The organism is Micromonospora chokoriensis (genome assembly GCF_900091505.1).
GTDB classification, from domain to species: Bacteria; Actinomycetota; Actinomycetes; order Mycobacteriales; family Micromonosporaceae; genus Micromonospora; species Micromonospora chokoriensis.
In genome coordinates this window covers 4,001,690-4,017,513 of record NZ_LT607409.1, presented here as the reverse complement: position 1 = coordinate 4,017,513, position 15,824 = coordinate 4,001,690, and the positions used below count along the sequence as shown (strand labels likewise).

The window sequence follows — 15,824 nt, the reverse complement described above, 5'->3', positions numbered from 1 at the left end:
CAATTCGGCCGCAAGGATAGCGCCCGTGCCCGGTGCCGCTCGCGCTCAGCCGGTCACCAGCAGTCGGGCGATCGTCGCCGGTTCCGCCAGGTGCGGGAAGTGGCTGCCGGGCAGCACTGTCACCTCGATCTCCGGCAGGGCTTCGGTCAGCCAGGCCAGGTAGCGGGCCGGCGGCTCGGACGAGGTCACCCAGCGGTACGCGATGTTCCGCTCGCCGATCGACAGCAGATCACGGGACCGCTGGGCGGCGATGGCCTCGTCGGACCCGTGCAGGATCTCACCCCAGTAGCCGTGCAGCAGGACCAGCGGTGGCCGATCGTCGTCGAAATCCCGGGTCATGGTCATGTCAGCGGCCTGCCCCTCAGCGAGTCGATGGTGAGGTCGAGGGCTGCCTCCAGGTGGTCGATCTTCCCGGTGGAGAGCAGCAGCAGTACGCCACCCTGGATGCCGGCCAGGAGTGCCGCCGCCGCGCGGTCGGCGTCCACCTCGGGGGCGATGTCCCCGGTCGACTGCATGTGCCGCACGCCTTCGGCGATCTTGTCCTGCCAGCGCCACATGAGCCCGGTGACGATCGCCTGTGCTCCCGGCGCACGCCGGCCGGTCTGACCGAGCAGTCCGTTGAGCGGGCACTTGACGCCCTGGGCGAGATAGCGCTCGATGAGCCGGTCGCGCCACGCCATCCAGTTCGGCCAGGAGGTCAGGTTGCTGAGCATCGGCTCCTGGTCGGTGAGCACCTGGTCGGCCTCGTGCTGGGCCACCGCGAGCAGCAACTCCTCCTTTCCGTCCGGGAAGTAGTGGAAGAGTTGACCCTTGCTGGTGCCGGTGCGCTCCATCACGTCCTCGAGGCGTACCTCGTCGACGCCGCGTTCGCGGATCTCCGCGGCCGCGCCCGCGACGATCCGCGCCCGGGTCGCCTCACCCTTGCGGGTCAACGCGCGTGTCATGAGACCTCCGTCACCAGCATCCGCCCCCGACTGCCGGTCCAACCCTAGCCGCAGGTTTGGACTTGCAGGTCCATTTTTGGCGAGCAAAGGTCTGTCAAGCGGTCCGATCGGGGGCCGACACATGATCGGAAGGACGCAACGATGAACAACTACTACCTGCTCGGTCGGTCCGGTCTGCGGGTGAGCCGGCTGTCGCTGGGCACCATGAACTTCGGCGTCGACGGCTTCCACGCCGCGTACGGCAAGACCGAGGCGGAGTCGGAGCCGATCTTCCGCCAGTACCTGGAGTCGGGCGGGAACTTCATCGACACGGCCGACTTCTACACCGCCGGGGAGAGCGAGAAGATCCTCGGCCGGCTGATCGACCGGGCCGGCGTCCGCGAACGGCTCGTGCTGACCAGCAAGTTCACCAACACCGTCGACCCGAGCGACCCGAACGCGAGCGGCAACGGCCGCAAGCACATCATGCGGGCCGTGGAGGCCTCGCTGGGCCGGCTCGGCACCGACTACATCGACCTGTACCTGCTGCACACCTGGGACCGGATCACCCCGGTCGAGGAGGTCGTGCACACCCTCGACGACCTGGTCCGCTCCGGCAAGATCCGCTACGCCGGTCTCTCCGACGTACCGGCGTGGTACGCGGCCCGCGCGCAGAGCTACGCCGAGGCGCACGGACTGGCCCCGCTGATCAACCTGCAACTGCCGTACTCCCTGGTCAACCGGGGCGTCGAGGCGGAGTTCGTGTCGATGGCGCAGAACGTGGGCATGGGGCTCACCGCGTGGAGCCCGATCGCCGGCGGCCTGCTCACCGGCAAGTACCGACGCAGTGGCGACGGCCTGAGCGGGACCGGCCGGTTGACCACTCCCAACGCCGGGGGCCGGGAGATCAGCCCCAGCGACTGGCAGGTCATCGACGCCCTGGAGAGCGTGTCCGCCGAGCTGGGCCGCAGCATGGCACAGGTCGCGATCAACTGGGTCGCCACCCAGCCCGCCGTCGCCTCGGTGATCATCGGGGCGAGCAGCGCTGAACAGGTCAGCAGCAACTTCGAGGCGCTCGACTTCGAGATCCCGGCCGACGCCCGCCGCCGGCTCGACGAGGCCAGCGCACCGAAGCTCGACCTGCCCTACATGATGTTCACCCCGCAGTACCAGTCCTGGGTGGTCAGCCCCGGCCTGAGCATCGGCGACAAGCCGGCCGGCTACGCCCCGCCGGTGCTCAACGCCGCCGCCCAGCCCACCGAGTGACGTGCGCATCCACCTCGGGGCCGCCGGCCGAGCCAGCCGTGCGGCGACGGCGTCACCGACTGAGCGGCACGTCTGCCGCCGGAGCCGCCGCGCCTTCGTAGAGCGCGACGTACCGCCGCCGCCACTCGTCCCCGTCGGCACCGAGGGTGAGGGTGTTGTGTGCGACGCCCAACGCCTCGGGCACTGTGCAGACCCGCAGCGGCACCGCGTTGGCGTCGGCGATGCGGCGCGGCACTTCGACTGCCGCTTCGAGGTCCACCACGCCGTCGAGCGGGCTGATCACCACCGCCACGCTCCGCAGGCCGGTGCGTCGAGGCGGGCGCGGCAGCGTACGGGCGATCGACAGGTACTGGGTGACGGCGGCGAGGGAGTACCCGCGCGACGTGACCCGGTCCCGGAGGACACGACGCCCGTACAGCAGGATGAGGGGCCTGACCGCGAAGGCCGGCGCCTGTCGCGGATTCGGACCGAAGAACGGCGACAGCACCAGCAGGCGGCGTACGGCGGCGCCAGGCATCTGGGCCAGCCAGGTGGCGAGCACGGCACCGCCGGAGATCCCCACGACGCCCACCTCGTCGCCCAGGGCCGCCGCGATCGTCCAGGCCTTTGCGGCGTACGCCGTCAGCTCCTCGGCCTCGACCCGGTGGTGGGCCCGCCGGTCGACGGTCCCGTGCTGCGGGGCCCGCGGCACCCAGACGTTGTAGCCCCTGTCGAAGAACTCCTGGGCCAGTTCGTCGTACTGCTCCGGCGCGAGGGTGTATCCGTGCAGCAGCAGGACGGCCCGGTCGGTACGCGAGCCGTGGCTGAGCAGACGGCTGCGCGACTCCGGTCGGATGTGCGGGTCCGTCGTCTCGTTCGCGACGTGGGCCTCGGCGGTACGGACGGCGGTGTCGAAGTCGAGTGGTTGCGCGGGCGCGAGGCGGCGGCCCGGACGACGTACCGGCCAGAGCCAGAGCCCGGCGACGGCCGCCACGACCAGCGCCAGTCCGCCGACGACGAACGCGATGGTCTCCGGCATGGGCAGATGGTGGCACTGACGGCGGTCGTCGCCGGCTGAGGGGTGCGCCCCGGTGACAGGGCGCACCCCGCCCGGCTATTCCGAGGAGGTGGGCGGTGCGAAGGTCACCCGGGTACGCAACTGCCGGAACCCGGTCCGTTCCAGCTCCGCCAGCACCGCCACCCGGTGCGCCTCGACGTCGGCGACGACCTCCCGGGCGCCTCCGGCGACGAGCACCCGAACCGCCTCGGCCAGTAGTTCGGGTCGGGCCGCCTCGTCGAGCAGGCCGAGATAGGCGAGCAGCGGGAAGCAGGCGTCCCCGGCGGTGCCGGCCAGGCCCACCGGCCGGCCAGCCTCCGTCGCGACCCGCCATCCCTGGACCGCATCCCCCAACCAACCGAGGGGGTCGGTGGCCAGGTCGATGCCGCTGACCACCCGTGCGGTCTCGACGCCGGTCAACACGTCCGGCTCGGCGATCCGGGCGACCAGGGCGTTGACCTCCGCCGCGTCGGCGGGGGTACGGAAGTCGTAGCGCCCGGAGGATGCCGGCAGCGGTGTGCCGGTCCAGGAGCACCGGATCCGTTCCTCCCGCTCGACCAGCCCGGCGAGCTGGGCGGCGGCCATCGGTGCCCGCACCACGGCCAGCACCTCGGGTCGACGCCGCCAGTGCGCCGGCAGGGCGGCGTAGTACAGACCGGGACCTCCGAGTGCCTCGTGGGCGGCGTGCAGCAGCGCGGCGCCCACCTCCGGCTCGGCGTCCAGATCGAACCGGTCCAGCCAGGGGGCGCCGATGGCGCCCGGTGGGAGGAGCCAGGCGGCCCGGCCGACCACTCGATCGTCGCGCAGTGCGACCCAGGTGGTCTCGGGACGGTAGCCGCCGCCGGCGACTCCGTCGGCGTAGGCGACCTGGCGGAGTTGTGGGAGCGGGTCGGGCATGGAGTCGAACACGTGTTCCTCGCCCGCGACGAGCGGGCGGATGACCAGATCTGTCATGGCGTGGTCCTTCGGGAAGCGAACGCCCCGGGTCAGATCCGCGCGGACGCCGGAGCGCGGAGGGGGCGCAGAACATCGGACATTGTTCTGACCTCCTCCCAGCTCGACGGCGTGCCGACGACCCTACGGGGGACGTCGGCGGCCCGCAAGGGAGGGTCACAGTGTCGGGTTGGTTTCCGACCGACGCCGGTGGGCGCGCTGGTCGAGGATGGTGATGCCGGCCAGGATCACCGCCACGGTGACCGCCACGGCGACCGGCGGGAGCAGCACCATGGGCAGCGCCCCCACGATCAGCGCCACCACGCCGAGATACAACGCCCGGCAGCGCGGCGCGAGCCGGCTCTCCACCTCCAGGAAGCTGCGCCCGATCAGGAACAGCGCCGGTCCACCGAAGACGATGACCACGAGGGCCCAGTCGATCGGCGGGTGGGGGTCCTCGATGATCTGCCCGAAGCCGACGGCGGTGCAGATGATGCCACCGACGATGAGCAGCAGGCTGTAGCTCGCCCACCGGGACAGGTTGATCCCCTCTCCGCTGGAGGTCGAGGCGGGCCCGGAACTGACGTGGTAGAAGTAGATCCGCCAGAACGCGACGACAGTCACGAACGAGGCGACGAGGGTGATGGTCCCGTCTCGGGAGAAGCCCGGGAAGCTGACCGCGGCACCGGCTTCGAGCACCACCTCGGCAAGCGCGATCATGAAGAACTGGTTGTAGCGCTCGGCGAGGTGCGTCTGCGAGACGGTGACGCCCAGCGAGTTGAGCTGCCGCCCGCCCACCCGGGGCAGGGGGTAGGTGATGGCGGCGCCGATCAGCTCGATGGCGAGCGCGATGGTCCAGAAGACGCCCCGACCGAGGCCGCCGCTGATACCACCGCTGATCCAGAGCACGCCCGAGGCCAGGTGCCAGGTCAGGATCCGGATCGAGAACCCCTGCACCGGGTGACCCCGAAGAGCGAACGCCAGGAAGAGCGGTCGACCGACCTGGATGATCACGTAGGTGACGGAGAAGACGACGCCGCGTTGTCCGAAGGCCTGTGGCAGGGAGACCGCCAGCACCAGCGTGCCGAACATCGTCACCAGCAGGAACGCCTGGAGTTCGGGACGGCGAGGGTCGTAGGTGCTGGACAGCAGCGCGTTGAGCGACCAGATCATCCACATCGCCGCGAAGAAGAGGACCGTCTGTCCCGCCTCGGACAGCAACGTGTGCCGGACGATGGTGAGGTCGTCCGCGACCCGCCCGGCGAGGCGGGCGAGCGCGAAGACGTAGACGATGTCGAACAGCAGTTCCAGGACGGTCGCCGAGTTCGGGCTCTTGCTGTCCCCGAGCCCTCGGAACACGGCACGCGTCGACACGGACGGCGGGACCGCTCAGCCGGCCAGGGCCGCCGACACGGGCACGCCGACGTGCTGACGGTGCTCGGCGACCTGCCCCGCTGCCATAGCTCCGGGCCTCCTCGCCGACCGGTCCCGCCTGTTCACCATGAGGATATTATCCATTTTCGGGCTTTTTTCGGGGGCTTATACCGGATCTCCAACGGGCACGCCGGCAGGGCGCCGCCGCGGTTTCGGTGAAACTGTTATCCGGGTACGGCTGGCGAGTCTCCTGATGTGGGGCGTCGGCGGGATCCACCCGCCGACGCGGCATCGAACAGCGATGCGAGCACACGAAGGAGTCGAGACGATGCGCGCAACCGGCCCGGGAGAAGCGGACGCCCCGAGGGGCGGTCGAGGTGTCCACGCGGACCCCCGACGCGGGCTGCTCGGCCGCCTCCCGACAGGTGCGCGGCGTCTGCTGTGGCCGCTCGTCGTGGCCGCCGTGGTCGCCGTACTGGTCAGTGGTGTGGTCGTCGTGATGCAACCGACCGGGCCGACGCCCGCCCCGGCCACGACGCAGGCGGTCGACGCGCCGCCGCCCACCGACCCGGAGCTCGGCGCTTCCACCGTGACCACGCCCGCCGCCACGGCGAGCCCGACGGCGGTGAACCCGTCGGCGACCCCGTCGGTGAAGCCGACGACCGGGCGTCCGGTCGCCCCGGCGGCGCCGACGGTGACCTCGAAGCGCAAGGGCGTCGGGGTGTGGACCTTCGACGGGGTCAACCAGGCGCTCGCGAACTCCGGCGCGAGTTGGTACTACACCTGGGACGTGAAGCACCAGGGCGTCACCAGCCCGAAGGGCACCGAGTTCGTCCCGATGATCTGGGGCGCGAAGAGCGTCACCGCCACCAACCTCCAGCAGGCAAAGCAGAACGGCAGGTACCTGCTCGGGTTCAACGAGCCGGACCTGAAGGGCCAGGCCGAGATGACCGTGGAGCAGGCGCTGGACCTGTGGCCGCGGTTGCAGGCCACGGGCCTTCCGCTGGGCAGCCCGGCGGTGGCCTGGGGCGGTGACCGGCCCGGCGAGTGGCTCGACCGTTTCATGACCGGCGCGAAGCAGCGCGGCTACCGCGTCGACTTCATCGCCCTGCACTGGTACGGCGGCGACTTCACCACGGCCAACGCGGTCAACCAGCTCAGGTCGTACCTCCAGGGCGTGCACGACCGCTACGGGCTGCCGATCTGGCTCACCGAGTTCGCCCTGATCGACTTCTCCGACGGCGTCCGCTTCCCGACCCAGGCTCAGCAGGCCGCTTTCCTCACCGCGGCGACGAAGATGCTCGGTGGCCTGTCCTGGCTCCAGCGGTACGCGTGGTTCGGCCTGCCCGCCACGGACAAGGACCAGACCGGGCTGTTCCGCACCGGCAGCGAGGCGACCGCCGTCGGTCGCGCGTACCAGGCGGCCCGCTGAGCCGACCTACACGTGATCCCGCCAGGAGTGCCGCGGCTCGTAACCGAGCACCCGTCGCGCCTTGTCGATGCTGAGCAGGGTCTCGTGCTCGCCGAGGTCCTTCCGGATCTCGACACCCGGGTAGACCTCGGCCATGAGGCTGGCGCTGGACCTGCTCATCACGGTGTCGGCGTTGGCGATGATGAACACGTCGGCGCCGGGCTGGTCGTGGGCGAGTGCCCGCTCGACCGCCTGCGCGCCGTCGCGGGCGTCGATGTAGCCCCACAGGTTCCACCGGCGCAGGCTCGGGTCGGCGTCGAACGAGGGGAACGGCGCGTAGTCCTCGACGTCCATCACGTTGGAGAAGCGCAGGCCCACCATGACCAGCTCCGGGTCCCAGCGGCAGAAGTGCCGGGCCATCTCCTCCTCCAGCGCCTTGTTCAGCGAGTACGTCGACTCGGGGCGCGGCGCGTACTCCTCGTCGACCGGCGCGTACGGCGGTGGGGTGTCGAACGGCAGCCCGAGCACCGTCTCGCTGGACGCCCAGACGACCCGCTTGATCCCGGCCGCCCGGGCGGCGGCGAACACGTTGTACGTGGCGGCCGAGTTGTTGGCGAACGTGGTCGCGTTCGACATCAGCCCGGGGGCCGGGACCGCCGCCAGGTGCACGACCGCGTCGACGCCACCCGCGTGTTCGTCGGCGCCCCCGGTGAACGCCTCCACCACCTGCCCGTAGTCGGTCAGGTCGACCAGCAGGAACTCGCCGTCCACGTCGCGGGGGTCGCGACCACCGGCGCGGTCCACCGCCAGCACGTCGACGCCGACCGCGCGGAGGTGGGTGACGACGGCGCGACCGAGCTTGCCGGTGGCACCGGTGACGACGACACGCCTGGGCAGTGCGGATTCGCTCATGACCCCATCTTCACCGGGAGCGGACGCGAACCCACACGCGGGTGTGCGGACCCCCTAGCATGATCGACATGAACATCACGATTCACACCTGCTCCCTGCCGCACACCGACCCGGACGCCTCCCTGGCCTTCTACCGCGACGCCCTCGGCTTCGAGGTCCGTAGCGACGTCGGTCAGGGCGCGATGCGTTGGATCACTGTCGGCCCCGCCGACCAGCCCGGCACGTCCATCCTCCTGGCGCCGCCGGCCGCGGACCCCGGTGCCACCGAGGACGAGCGCCGCACCATCACCGAGATGATGGCCAAGGGCACCTACGGCTGGATCCTGCTGGCCACTCGGGACCTCGACACCACCTTCGAGAAGGTGCAGGCCGGCGACGCCGAGGTCGTCCAGGAGCCGACCGAGCAGCCGTACGGCATCCGCGACTGCGCCTTCCGCGACCCCGCCGGCAACCTGGTCCGCATCCAAGAGCTTCGCTGAGCCGTCCGGTCCTCGATGTGCACCGTTCGGGACAGCTGACGAGACCGGTCAGGAATCAAGAAGCGCCGGTCGTCGGACCGCACCTAGCGTGATCACCATGACATCCATCGCATCCGTCACCCTCGACGTGGCCGACCCCACGGCCGCCCAGCGCTTCTACAGTGCCGCCTTCGGTCTGGACAAACAGATTCGTCTGCGGGCCTCGGACGCGCCGACGAGCGGCTTCCGGGGGTTCGCGCTGGCGCTCACGGTGTCCCAACCGGCCACCGTCGACGGACTCGTCGGCACCGCCCTGGACGCCGGCGCCACGGCGCTGAAGCCCGCCGCGACGTCGCTCTGGGGCTACGGCGGTGTCGTGCAAGCCCCGGACGGGACGATCTGGAAGATCGCGACCTCGGCGAAGAAGAACAGCGGCCCGGCTACCCGGCAGATCGACGATTTCGTGCTTCTGCTCGGAGTCGCGGACGTGGCGGCGAGCAAGCGGTTCTACGTCGAGCGCGGCCTCGCCGTGGCGAGGAGCTTCGGCCGCATGTACGTCGAGTTCGTAGCTGGGTCCAGTCCCGTGAAGCTCGCGCTGTACCGGCGTCGCGCCCTCGCCCGGGACGTCGGCGTCGCCCCCGACGGCACCGGGTCGCACCGAATCACGATCGGCGGCGACCCCGGACAGTTCACCGACCCGGACGGGTTCGCCTGGGAAGCCGCGTCGCTGGCGACCGCGAAGTGACCGGAGGAAGCATGACGGACGTTGCGCCGCGCGGGCTTGAGCAGAGACTTCGGGACACCCGCGCCAGACTGGAGAACGACGTCGACCTCTGGGTCGCGACGGCGGGTTCCCCAGGGGGCGTACACCTCATCCCACTGTCGTTCCTCTGGGACGGGACCGCCGTCCTCATCTCGACGCCGCGTGCCTCGGTCACCGGCCGCAACCTGGTGGCGGACGGCCGGGTGCGACTCAGCCTCGGGCCGACGCGCGACGTCGTCATCGTCGACGGCATCGCCGAGCCGGTGGACATCGCCGACCTCGGGCCCCGGACGGGTGACGCGTTCGCGGCCAAGACGGGTTTCGACCCGAAGGCCCTCGACGAGCCCTACCAGTACTTTCTGATCAGACCGCAGCGCATCCAGGCCTGGCGGGAGGCGAACGAGCTGCGGGGACGCGTCCTCATGCGGGACGGCCGCTGGCTCGGCTGACCGCGCGAGGTCCCGCGCGTACCGCCGTGATCGGGTCTGCGGGTGCGTAACGTGCAGGGGGTAAACGTTGTCGCGACGAGGAGACCTCATGTCCAAGCCACCGCTCCCCGAGGCCGCGGTCGAGATGCTGCGCAAGCCGAACCCGGCTGTCATGACCACGCTTCGCAACGGTGGTCAGCCGGTGTCCGCCGCCACCTGGTACCTGTGGGAGGACGGTCGGATCCTGGTGAACATGGACGAGAGCCGTCGTCGGTTGGAGCACGTCCGCAACGACCCGCGGGTGTCGCTCACCGTCCTGGACGAGGCCGGCTGGTACACCCACGTGAGCATCATCGGGCACGTCGCCGAGCTGCGCGCCGACGAGGACTTCGCGGACATCGACCGGTTGGCCACGCACTACACCGGCAACGCGTACCCCCGGCGTGATCGTGGCCGGGTCAGTGCCCTGATCGAGATCGACCGCTGGCACGGCTGGGGCTCGCTGAAGGACAACAGCCAGGTCGGCTGAGCGGCCGGCCCGGTCGGCTGTGCGGCGACCGGGCCGGCACCACGCCCGTCAGGGTGTCGACGTCGCGGCGGACCGGGTGCGGACGCGGGTCACGAGGTAGCCGAAGGCCGCTGCGGTGAAGAACATGACGATGCCGTAGACGGCTCCGGGGATCGCCATCTGGGTGCTGTCGAGCAGCGCCGGGCTGAGCGCGATGGTGATGGCCAGGGTGCTGTTGTGGATGCCGATCTCGAATCCGGCGGCCGTCGCGGCGCTCCGGTCGACTCCGGCGAGTCGGGGCACCCCGTAGCCGATGGCGAGGCTCAGCAGGTTGAACGCGAGCACCGCCAGGCCGACCGCGACGAAGTAGTCGGCGATGTTCTCCCGTTCGCCGAGCACCGCGCCGGCGATGACGGCGACGAGCACCACGACGGAGAGGACGCGCACCGGGCGGTTCAGACGCTCGGCGACGTGTGGCATGCGGGCGCGGATCAGCATGCCGATCGCGACCGGGACGAGCACGATGGCGAAGACCTGCACCACCTTGTCGAACTGGAGGCCGAGGCTTCGCCCGTCGGGCAGGAAGTACGCCGCCGACAGGTTTACCAGGACCGGCAGTGTGAACACGGCGAGCACCGAGTTGATGGCGGTCAGGGTGATGTTCAGGGCCACATGCCCGCCGAACAGGTGACTGTAGAGGTTGGCCGTCGTGCCGCCCGGCGAGGCGGCCAGCAGCATCATGCCGACGGCCAACTCCGGTGCCAGGTCGAAGGCGAGGACGAGGCAGAAGCAGAGCGCCGGCAGCACCAGCACCTGACACACCAGGGCGATGACGGCGGCTCGCGGGTGCTGGGCCACCCGGCGGAAGTCGGCGATGGTCAGTCCGAGACCCAGACCGAGCATGATGACGCCGAGGGCGATGGGCAGTCCGATCAAAGTCAGGGCGGAGTCCATGGCACAACATCGTTACCACCGGGTAACGCCGTCACAATCCCCCATGTGGCTGGACGGCTCTTGACCGTGGACGGTCACCGGCTTAACTTCATCAATCAGATAAGTGTCTTTACTATTCTGCTTGACACCTCGTGGGAGTGTGCCGATGCGACCATTCCGCCACCGCCGTCTCACCGCCGTCGTCACACTGGCGACCCTGCTGATCACCGCAGCCCCGCCCGCCGCCGCGAGCGCGGGCGACAACAAGCAGCACCGCACCGGCTACCACCGGGTCGGCTACTTCACCCAGTGGGGCATCTACGGCCGGGCGTTCCCGGTGAAGAAGCTCGACACCTCCGGGGCGGCGAGCCGTCTCACCCACATCAACTACGCGTTCGGCAACGTCAGCGAGGACGGCCGCTGCTACGTCGACGGCGGGCCGGGCGAGGGCGACGCCTGGGCCGACTACCAGCGACCGGTTCCCGCCGAGGAGAGCGTGGACGGCGTCGCCGACGCACCCGGTCAGGCCCTCAACGGCAACTTCAACCAGCTCGCCAAGCTCAAGGCCAAGCACCCGAAGCTCCAGGTGCTGATCTCGCTGGGCGGTTGGAGCTGGTCGACGTACTTCTCGAACGCCGCCCGCACCGACGCCTCCCGCAAGGCGTTCGTCGCGTCCTGCATCGACCTCTACCTCAAGGGCAACCTTCCCGGCAGCCCGGGCGCCGGGGCCGGTGTCTTCGACGGCATCGACCTCGACTGGGAGTGGCCCGGCTCGGAGGGTGAGCCCGGCAACGTGATCCGCCCGGAGGACCGGGAGAACTTCACCAGGCTGCTCGCCGAGTTCCGCCGGCAACTCGACGCCCTCGGGCGCAAGACCCGCACCCACCACCCGCTGACCGCCTTCCTGCCGGCCAGCCCGGCCTTCATGGACGCCGGCTACGAGGGCCGCAAGATCTTCAAGTACCTGGACTTCGCCACCGTGCAGGGGTACGACTTCCACGGCGGCTGGGACGCCAGGGCCAACCAGCAGTCCGCGCTGCGCGTGCCGACCGGATCGCCGGACAACCCGGACTTCTCTGTCGAGGTGGCCGTCGACGGGTGGATCGCCCGTGGCGCGCCCCGCGACAAGCTGGTGCTCGGCATTCCGTACTACGGTCGCGGCTGGACCGGCATCACCGGTGGCGGCAACGGCCTCTTCCAGCCGGCCACCGGGCCCGCGCCGGCCACCTTCGAGGCCGGCAACGAGGACTACAAGAGGCTCAAGACCCTGGCCGGCAACGGGTTCACCGTGCACCGCGACCTCCGCGCCGGGCACGCCTGGTTGTTCGACGGTACGACAGTGTGGACGTACGACGACCCGGCCGTCGTGTTGCAGAAGACGCTCTACATCCGCCGGGCCGGCCTGGGTGGCGCGATGGTCTGGTCGCTCGACGGCGACGACGACAACGCCACGCTGACCAGGACGATCGACCTCGGCCTGACCACCTGGTAGCCGCACTTCTCCCGGGCTCCCTTGATCACGGGACGAGGATCAGGTCTTCGGACCCCCTCCTCACGTGATCAAGGGAGCCTTCCCTCCTCGGGGGTGACCGCGCGCACCGTCGTCTCGACGAGGGCGGTCACCTGGCCCATGTCCCGAGCCTGGTGCACGTCCAGCTCGGCCGACCAGCCGGGACGGCTGAGCTGGACCGTCACGTCCTCACGACGGTTGCTCAGCCAGTCGGCGACCGCCTGCACCAGCACCATGGCGGCGCCCGCCCCGCCGACCGCCAGCCGCAGCACGTCGGCGTCGTCGGTCGACGTCCCGTCCGTGGGCGTGGTGGTGACCGCCTCGCGGAGCCGGGCGTCGGCGCGCAGCCAGGACGCCAGGGATCGCCGAGCGTCGGCGGAGGAGGAATCTGGATAAACCGAGAGCGTGATGATCTCCGTCAACGTCTCCACCTTTCAGGCATCGACAACGCTCTCATCCTGCCAGCCCGTCGTCGCACCGGCATCCCGGACAGTCGTCGCAGTCGATCAGGCCTGAACCGTCGAATCCACCGTTCATAGGCTCCGGCCACCGCGAGGATCTTCCCCGGAAGGGAACCCGAGACATGCCCCCATCGTCGGGTCCGTTCTGGACGGTCCCTCCGAAACGGCTGGCGGGTGCGGCCACCGTCGCGCTTCTGCTCGGCATGACTCCCCTGGTCAGCGGCACGTCGACAGCTTGCGCCGCACCGCCGTCGCGGTGCAGCAGTGACCCGACCGCACGGCTGGGCACTGTGCCGGGCCCGGAGGCGGTGCTCGGCTTCCCCCTCGGCGTGGGGCAGGAGCGGGTCGTCACCAACGACGAGGTCCGCACGTACCTCGGGGCCGTCGACCGCGCCTCCAACCGGGTCGTCACCGGGGTGCGTCCTCGGCCAGCCACTGCCGTACACGGTGGTGTCCAACGAGCGCAACATGCGGCCCGCCGCGCTGCGGACGATCGCCGACGACGTACGGGACCTGCGCGACCCGCGCCGGACCACCGCGCGGACGGCCGCCCGTACGGCGATGGACAGCCCGGCCATCGTCTGGGTCACCGCCAACGTGCACGGTGGTGTGAAGAGCGGCACCGACGCGGCGCTCAAGACGCTGTACGAGTTGGCGGCGGGCCTGTCCTGCGAGGTCGCACGGCGCAACGACAACCTGGTTACCATCATCGTCCCCACCCAGAACCCGGACGGCCGCGATGCGACACGGCGGCAGAACGACTTCGGCTTCGACCTGAACGGGACTGGTGCGCCCGCACCCAGCAGGAGACCGACGGCAAGCTCGAACTGCTGCGCCGCTACCCGCCGCAGGTGTTCGTCGACGCGCACGAGATGGGCGGCCGGCAGTACTTCTTCCCACCGAACGCCGACCCGATCCACCACGAGATCGCCGGCGAGGCAGTGGACTGGATCAGCCGGATCGGCGAGGCCAACAAGGCAGGCTTCGGCTTCAACGGCGCCTGCGACGACACCGTCACCACCGAGTACCAGGATGGTGCCCCCAGCTTCGCGACCATGCGTTCGAACAGGCCGCCGTTCTTGAAGGCTCGGTCGGCGCCCTTGATGACGTCCATCGTCAGTGCCCGGGTCTCGCTCTCCACGGCGCTGACCTGGGAGGCGCTGAAACCGGCGCCCCGCCCGAAGGACTCCTGGGTCATTCCGGCGGGCCCTCGGGCGCGGCGGATCTCGCCCACGATGAACGCGGTGAGCGGGTGCGGCAGATCGGCCATTCAATGCTCCCAAGAGCCACGCACGCCGCCATCCGGCGTGGACTGCGTCGCCAGCGCGGCTCGCGTCGGTGAAACGCCTTCCGAGCGTATTCATCTCCACAGCGGAGTGTCATCACGGGCGCGCGGGGCTGGCTGATCTCAGCACCGCACCGCCGATCCGCAGAGATCTTGGACAGATTCCGTTACGCGCGAACGGAAACTGTCCAAGATCTCGCGAAATCCGCATGCGGAGCCCGACGCGAAACCGGGTGCGGAGCCCTGTACGTCGCGCCGGGCGCGGCCCGAGAGCGGTACCGCTCGGCTCGCCGGCGGTTCGGCCGTCGGATGACTCGTCTGTGTTATCAGCTCCAAAGCGAGCCGAAAGCGTGGAGAACGGCCAGAGGCCGGCCTGCCACTCCTCCGGCGTCAGCCGTCGGCCGTTCCGCCTCTCAAGTGCGTCACGGTTTGCGGGCGACGCCGCTGTAGCCGGTGCGGGCGACCTGCGGGTCGGCGGTGGCCGGCGGCTCGGCGTGCGGCCACATGTTGACCAGCCCCGGCGCTTCGAGGACGAAGTCACCGAAGAAGCGGGAGATGTCCGCGTGGCTCCGCGGAACGAACGGGCTGTTCGCGCGGGCGTAGATCGCCGAGATTCGGGCCATCAGGTCGGGGTGCACGTCGGTGGCGGCGTGCGACAGCGCCAGGTAGCTGCCGGGGGCGAGCGCGTCGCGATAGGTGGCCATGATCCGCTGTGGATCCCGCTCGTCGGGCACCAGGTGCAGCACGAACATCATCAACACCGCGACCGGGCTGTCGAGGTCGATCACGTCACCGATCGCCGGGTGGCCGAGGACCTGCTGCGGGTCGGTCAGGTCGGCCCGGACCACCGACACCGTCTTCGAGTCGGCGAGCAGCGCGCGGCCGTGTGTGCAGACCACCGGATCGTTGTCGACGTAGACGACCCGCACGTCCGGATCGATGCGGTGTGCGATCTCGTGGACGTTGTCCTGGGTCGGCAGCCCGGACCCGAGGTCCAGGATCTGCCGGATGCCCTTCTCCTCGACGAGGTGCCGGACCGTCCGGGAGATCAGCTCGCGGCCCTGCCGGGCGGCCTCGGGCATCCACGGCGCCACCTGCAACACCATCTCGGCCGCCGCCCGGTCGGCGGCGAAGTTGTCCTTGCCGCCGAGGTAGTAGTCGAACATCCTCGCCGCGTTCGGCCTGTCCGTTTGCAGGCCGGTCTCGGGTTGTGACTGCGTCATGATCGACCACCTCTCCCCCGTCCGGTCCCGCAGCATAACGTCCACCATGATCGATCACCGACCCCGCGGGGCCGCTGCGACGCCGGCCGACGGCCGCGGCGGCGGCCAGCAGGGTGACGAGCGCGGCGGCCAACTGGAGGACGGCGCCCAGCAGGTCGACCAGGCTGGAGATGGCGTTGACGTCTGGCGCAAGATCCATGAACGGCCTCCGGGTTAGTGCCCACCGTCCGCTTCCTGCGGACGGCCCCTCCCCCGGGCTCAACGGTGACCACGTGAGCGCCACCGCCATTGTGACACCGCCTTCCCACACGGCGGAAGGCCCGCGCGGCACGGCTTGACGCCCGGGATGTTATCGCTCACAGTCGATGCGATGCGATCAGCGTCCGCGGCTCTCCGGGCG

17 protein-coding genes and 1 pseudogene are annotated in these 15,824 nt (G+C 70.2%); 8 read left to right on the top strand and 10 right to left on the bottom strand.

The features are described 5' to 3' along the window. Nucleotides 1-45: 45 nt before the first annotated feature. Together GA0070612_RS18650 and GA0070612_RS18645 are read right to left on the bottom strand one after the other, a co-directional pair. Nucleotides 46-345 carry a hypothetical protein gene (locus GA0070612_RS18650; protein WP_157742541.1) on the bottom strand — a complete coding sequence of 100 codons (300 nt, stop codon included), beginning with the start codon at nt 343-345 and terminating at the stop codon, nt 46-48. After that, entirely contained in the window at nt 342-944 is a 603-nt protein-coding gene (locus tag GA0070612_RS18645) for a TetR/AcrR family transcriptional regulator (protein ID WP_088989068.1), read from the bottom strand. The genes GA0070612_RS18650 and GA0070612_RS18645 overlap by 4 nt, the downstream gene beginning before the upstream one ends. A gap of 141 nt (nt 945-1,085) precedes the next feature. On the opposite strand from GA0070612_RS18645, the gene GA0070612_RS18640 reads away from it, so the two are divergent. Then, nucleotides 1,086-2,189, top strand: a complete 1,104-nt coding sequence (locus GA0070612_RS18640) for an aldo/keto reductase (protein ID WP_088989067.1) — start codon at nt 1,086-1,088, stop codon at nt 2,187-2,189. 52 nt (nt 2,190-2,241) lie between these two features. Here GA0070612_RS18640 and GA0070612_RS18635 read toward each other — a convergent pair whose 3' ends face one another. From GA0070612_RS18635 to GA0070612_RS18625, 3 genes are all read right to left on the bottom strand, one after another. Then, entirely contained in the window at nt 2,242-3,207 is a 966-nt protein-coding gene (locus GA0070612_RS18635) for an alpha/beta hydrolase (protein ID WP_088989066.1), read from the bottom strand. Nucleotides 3,208-3,282: 75 nt separating this feature from the next. Beyond that, the gene (locus GA0070612_RS18630; protein ID WP_088989065.1) at nt 3,283-4,179 is read right to left on the bottom strand and encodes an acetyltransferase; all 897 of its coding nucleotides are present in this window, start codon (nt 4,177-4,179) and stop codon (nt 3,283-3,285) included. A gap of 156 nt (nt 4,180-4,335) precedes the next feature. After that, the gene (locus GA0070612_RS18625; RefSeq protein ID WP_088989064.1) at nt 4,336-5,532 is read right to left on the bottom strand and encodes a low temperature requirement protein A; all 1,197 of its coding nucleotides are present in this window, start codon (nt 5,530-5,532) and stop codon (nt 4,336-4,338) included. 328 nt (nt 5,533-5,860) lie between these two features. Here GA0070612_RS18625 and GA0070612_RS18620 point away from each other — a divergent pair, with 328 nt between their 5' ends. Next, entirely contained in the window at nt 5,861-6,964 is a 1,104-nt protein-coding gene (locus GA0070612_RS18620) for a glycoside hydrolase family protein (RefSeq protein ID WP_231924249.1), read from the top strand. 6 nt (nt 6,965-6,970) lie between these two features. On the opposite strand, the gene GA0070612_RS18615 is transcribed toward GA0070612_RS18620, so the two are convergent. After that, a complete protein-coding gene (locus GA0070612_RS18615) occupies nt 6,971-7,855 on the bottom strand; it encodes an NAD-dependent epimerase/dehydratase family protein (RefSeq protein WP_088989062.1) in 885 nt (294 codons plus the stop codon). Nucleotides 7,856-7,923: 68 nt separating this feature from the next. On the opposite strand from GA0070612_RS18615, the gene GA0070612_RS18610 reads away from it, so the two are divergent. The 4 genes from GA0070612_RS18610 to GA0070612_RS18595 all read left to right on the top strand — a co-directional run bounded on the left by GA0070612_RS18610 (nt 7,924) and on the right by GA0070612_RS18595 (nt 10,033). After that, nucleotides 7,924-8,334 carry a VOC family protein gene (locus tag GA0070612_RS18610; protein WP_088991599.1) on the top strand — a complete coding sequence of 137 codons (411 nt, stop codon included), beginning with the start codon at nt 7,924-7,926 and terminating at the stop codon, nt 8,332-8,334. Nucleotides 8,335-8,431: 97 nt separating this feature from the next. Next, a complete protein-coding gene (locus tag GA0070612_RS18605; RefSeq protein WP_088991598.1) occupies nt 8,432-9,058 on the top strand; it encodes a VOC family protein in 627 nt (208 codons plus the stop codon). An 11-nt stretch (nt 9,059-9,069) separates the two neighbouring features. Continuing rightward, the gene (locus tag GA0070612_RS18600) at nt 9,070-9,525 is read left to right on the top strand and encodes a pyridoxamine 5'-phosphate oxidase family protein (protein ID WP_088989061.1); all 456 of its coding nucleotides are present in this window, start codon (nt 9,070-9,072) and stop codon (nt 9,523-9,525) included. A gap of 88 nt (nt 9,526-9,613) precedes the next feature. Next, nucleotides 9,614-10,033, top strand: coding sequence for a PPOX class F420-dependent oxidoreductase (locus GA0070612_RS18595; RefSeq protein WP_088989060.1), 420 nt, complete (start codon nt 9,614-9,616; stop codon nt 10,031-10,033). Between the two features lie 48 nt (nt 10,034-10,081). On the opposite strand, the gene GA0070612_RS18590 is transcribed toward GA0070612_RS18595, so the two are convergent. Further along, nucleotides 10,082-10,966, bottom strand: a complete 885-nt coding sequence (locus GA0070612_RS18590) for a bile acid:sodium symporter family protein (RefSeq protein ID WP_088989059.1) — start codon at nt 10,964-10,966, stop codon at nt 10,082-10,084. A 145-nt stretch (nt 10,967-11,111) separates the two neighbouring features. Here GA0070612_RS18590 and GA0070612_RS18585 point away from each other — a divergent pair, with 145 nt between their 5' ends. After that, nucleotides 11,112-12,437: a glycoside hydrolase family 18 protein gene (locus GA0070612_RS18585; RefSeq protein ID WP_088989058.1), complete on the top strand. Its 1,326-nt coding sequence runs from the start codon at nt 11,112-11,114 to the stop codon at nt 12,435-12,437. A gap of 68 nt (nt 12,438-12,505) precedes the next feature. On the opposite strand, the gene GA0070612_RS18580 is transcribed toward GA0070612_RS18585, so the two are convergent. Then, the gene (locus GA0070612_RS18580) at nt 12,506-12,877 is read right to left on the bottom strand and encodes an effector-associated constant component EACC1 (protein ID WP_157742540.1); all 372 of its coding nucleotides are present in this window, start codon (nt 12,875-12,877) and stop codon (nt 12,506-12,508) included. A gap of 507 nt (nt 12,878-13,384) precedes the next feature. Between GA0070612_RS18580 and GA0070612_RS32560 the strand changes: the two genes are divergently transcribed. After that, nucleotides 13,385-13,999 (top strand): M14 family zinc carboxypeptidase, encoded by a 615-nt coding sequence (locus tag GA0070612_RS32560; RefSeq protein WP_331716415.1) that lies wholly within the window; start codon nt 13,385-13,387, stop codon nt 13,997-13,999. Here GA0070612_RS32560 and GA0070612_RS18570 read toward each other — a convergent pair. Beyond that, nucleotides 13,941-14,186, bottom strand: a pseudogene (locus tag GA0070612_RS18570) (helix-turn-helix domain-containing protein); the annotation flags it as partial. The gene GA0070612_RS32560 and the pseudogene GA0070612_RS18570 sit on opposite strands and share 59 nt — an antisense overlap. Nucleotides 14,187-14,623: 437 nt before the next feature. Continuing rightward, the gene (locus GA0070612_RS18565; RefSeq protein WP_088989056.1) at nt 14,624-15,424 is read right to left on the bottom strand and encodes an SAM-dependent methyltransferase; all 801 of its coding nucleotides are present in this window, start codon (nt 15,422-15,424) and stop codon (nt 14,624-14,626) included. Nucleotides 15,425-15,824 lie beyond the last annotated feature (400 nt).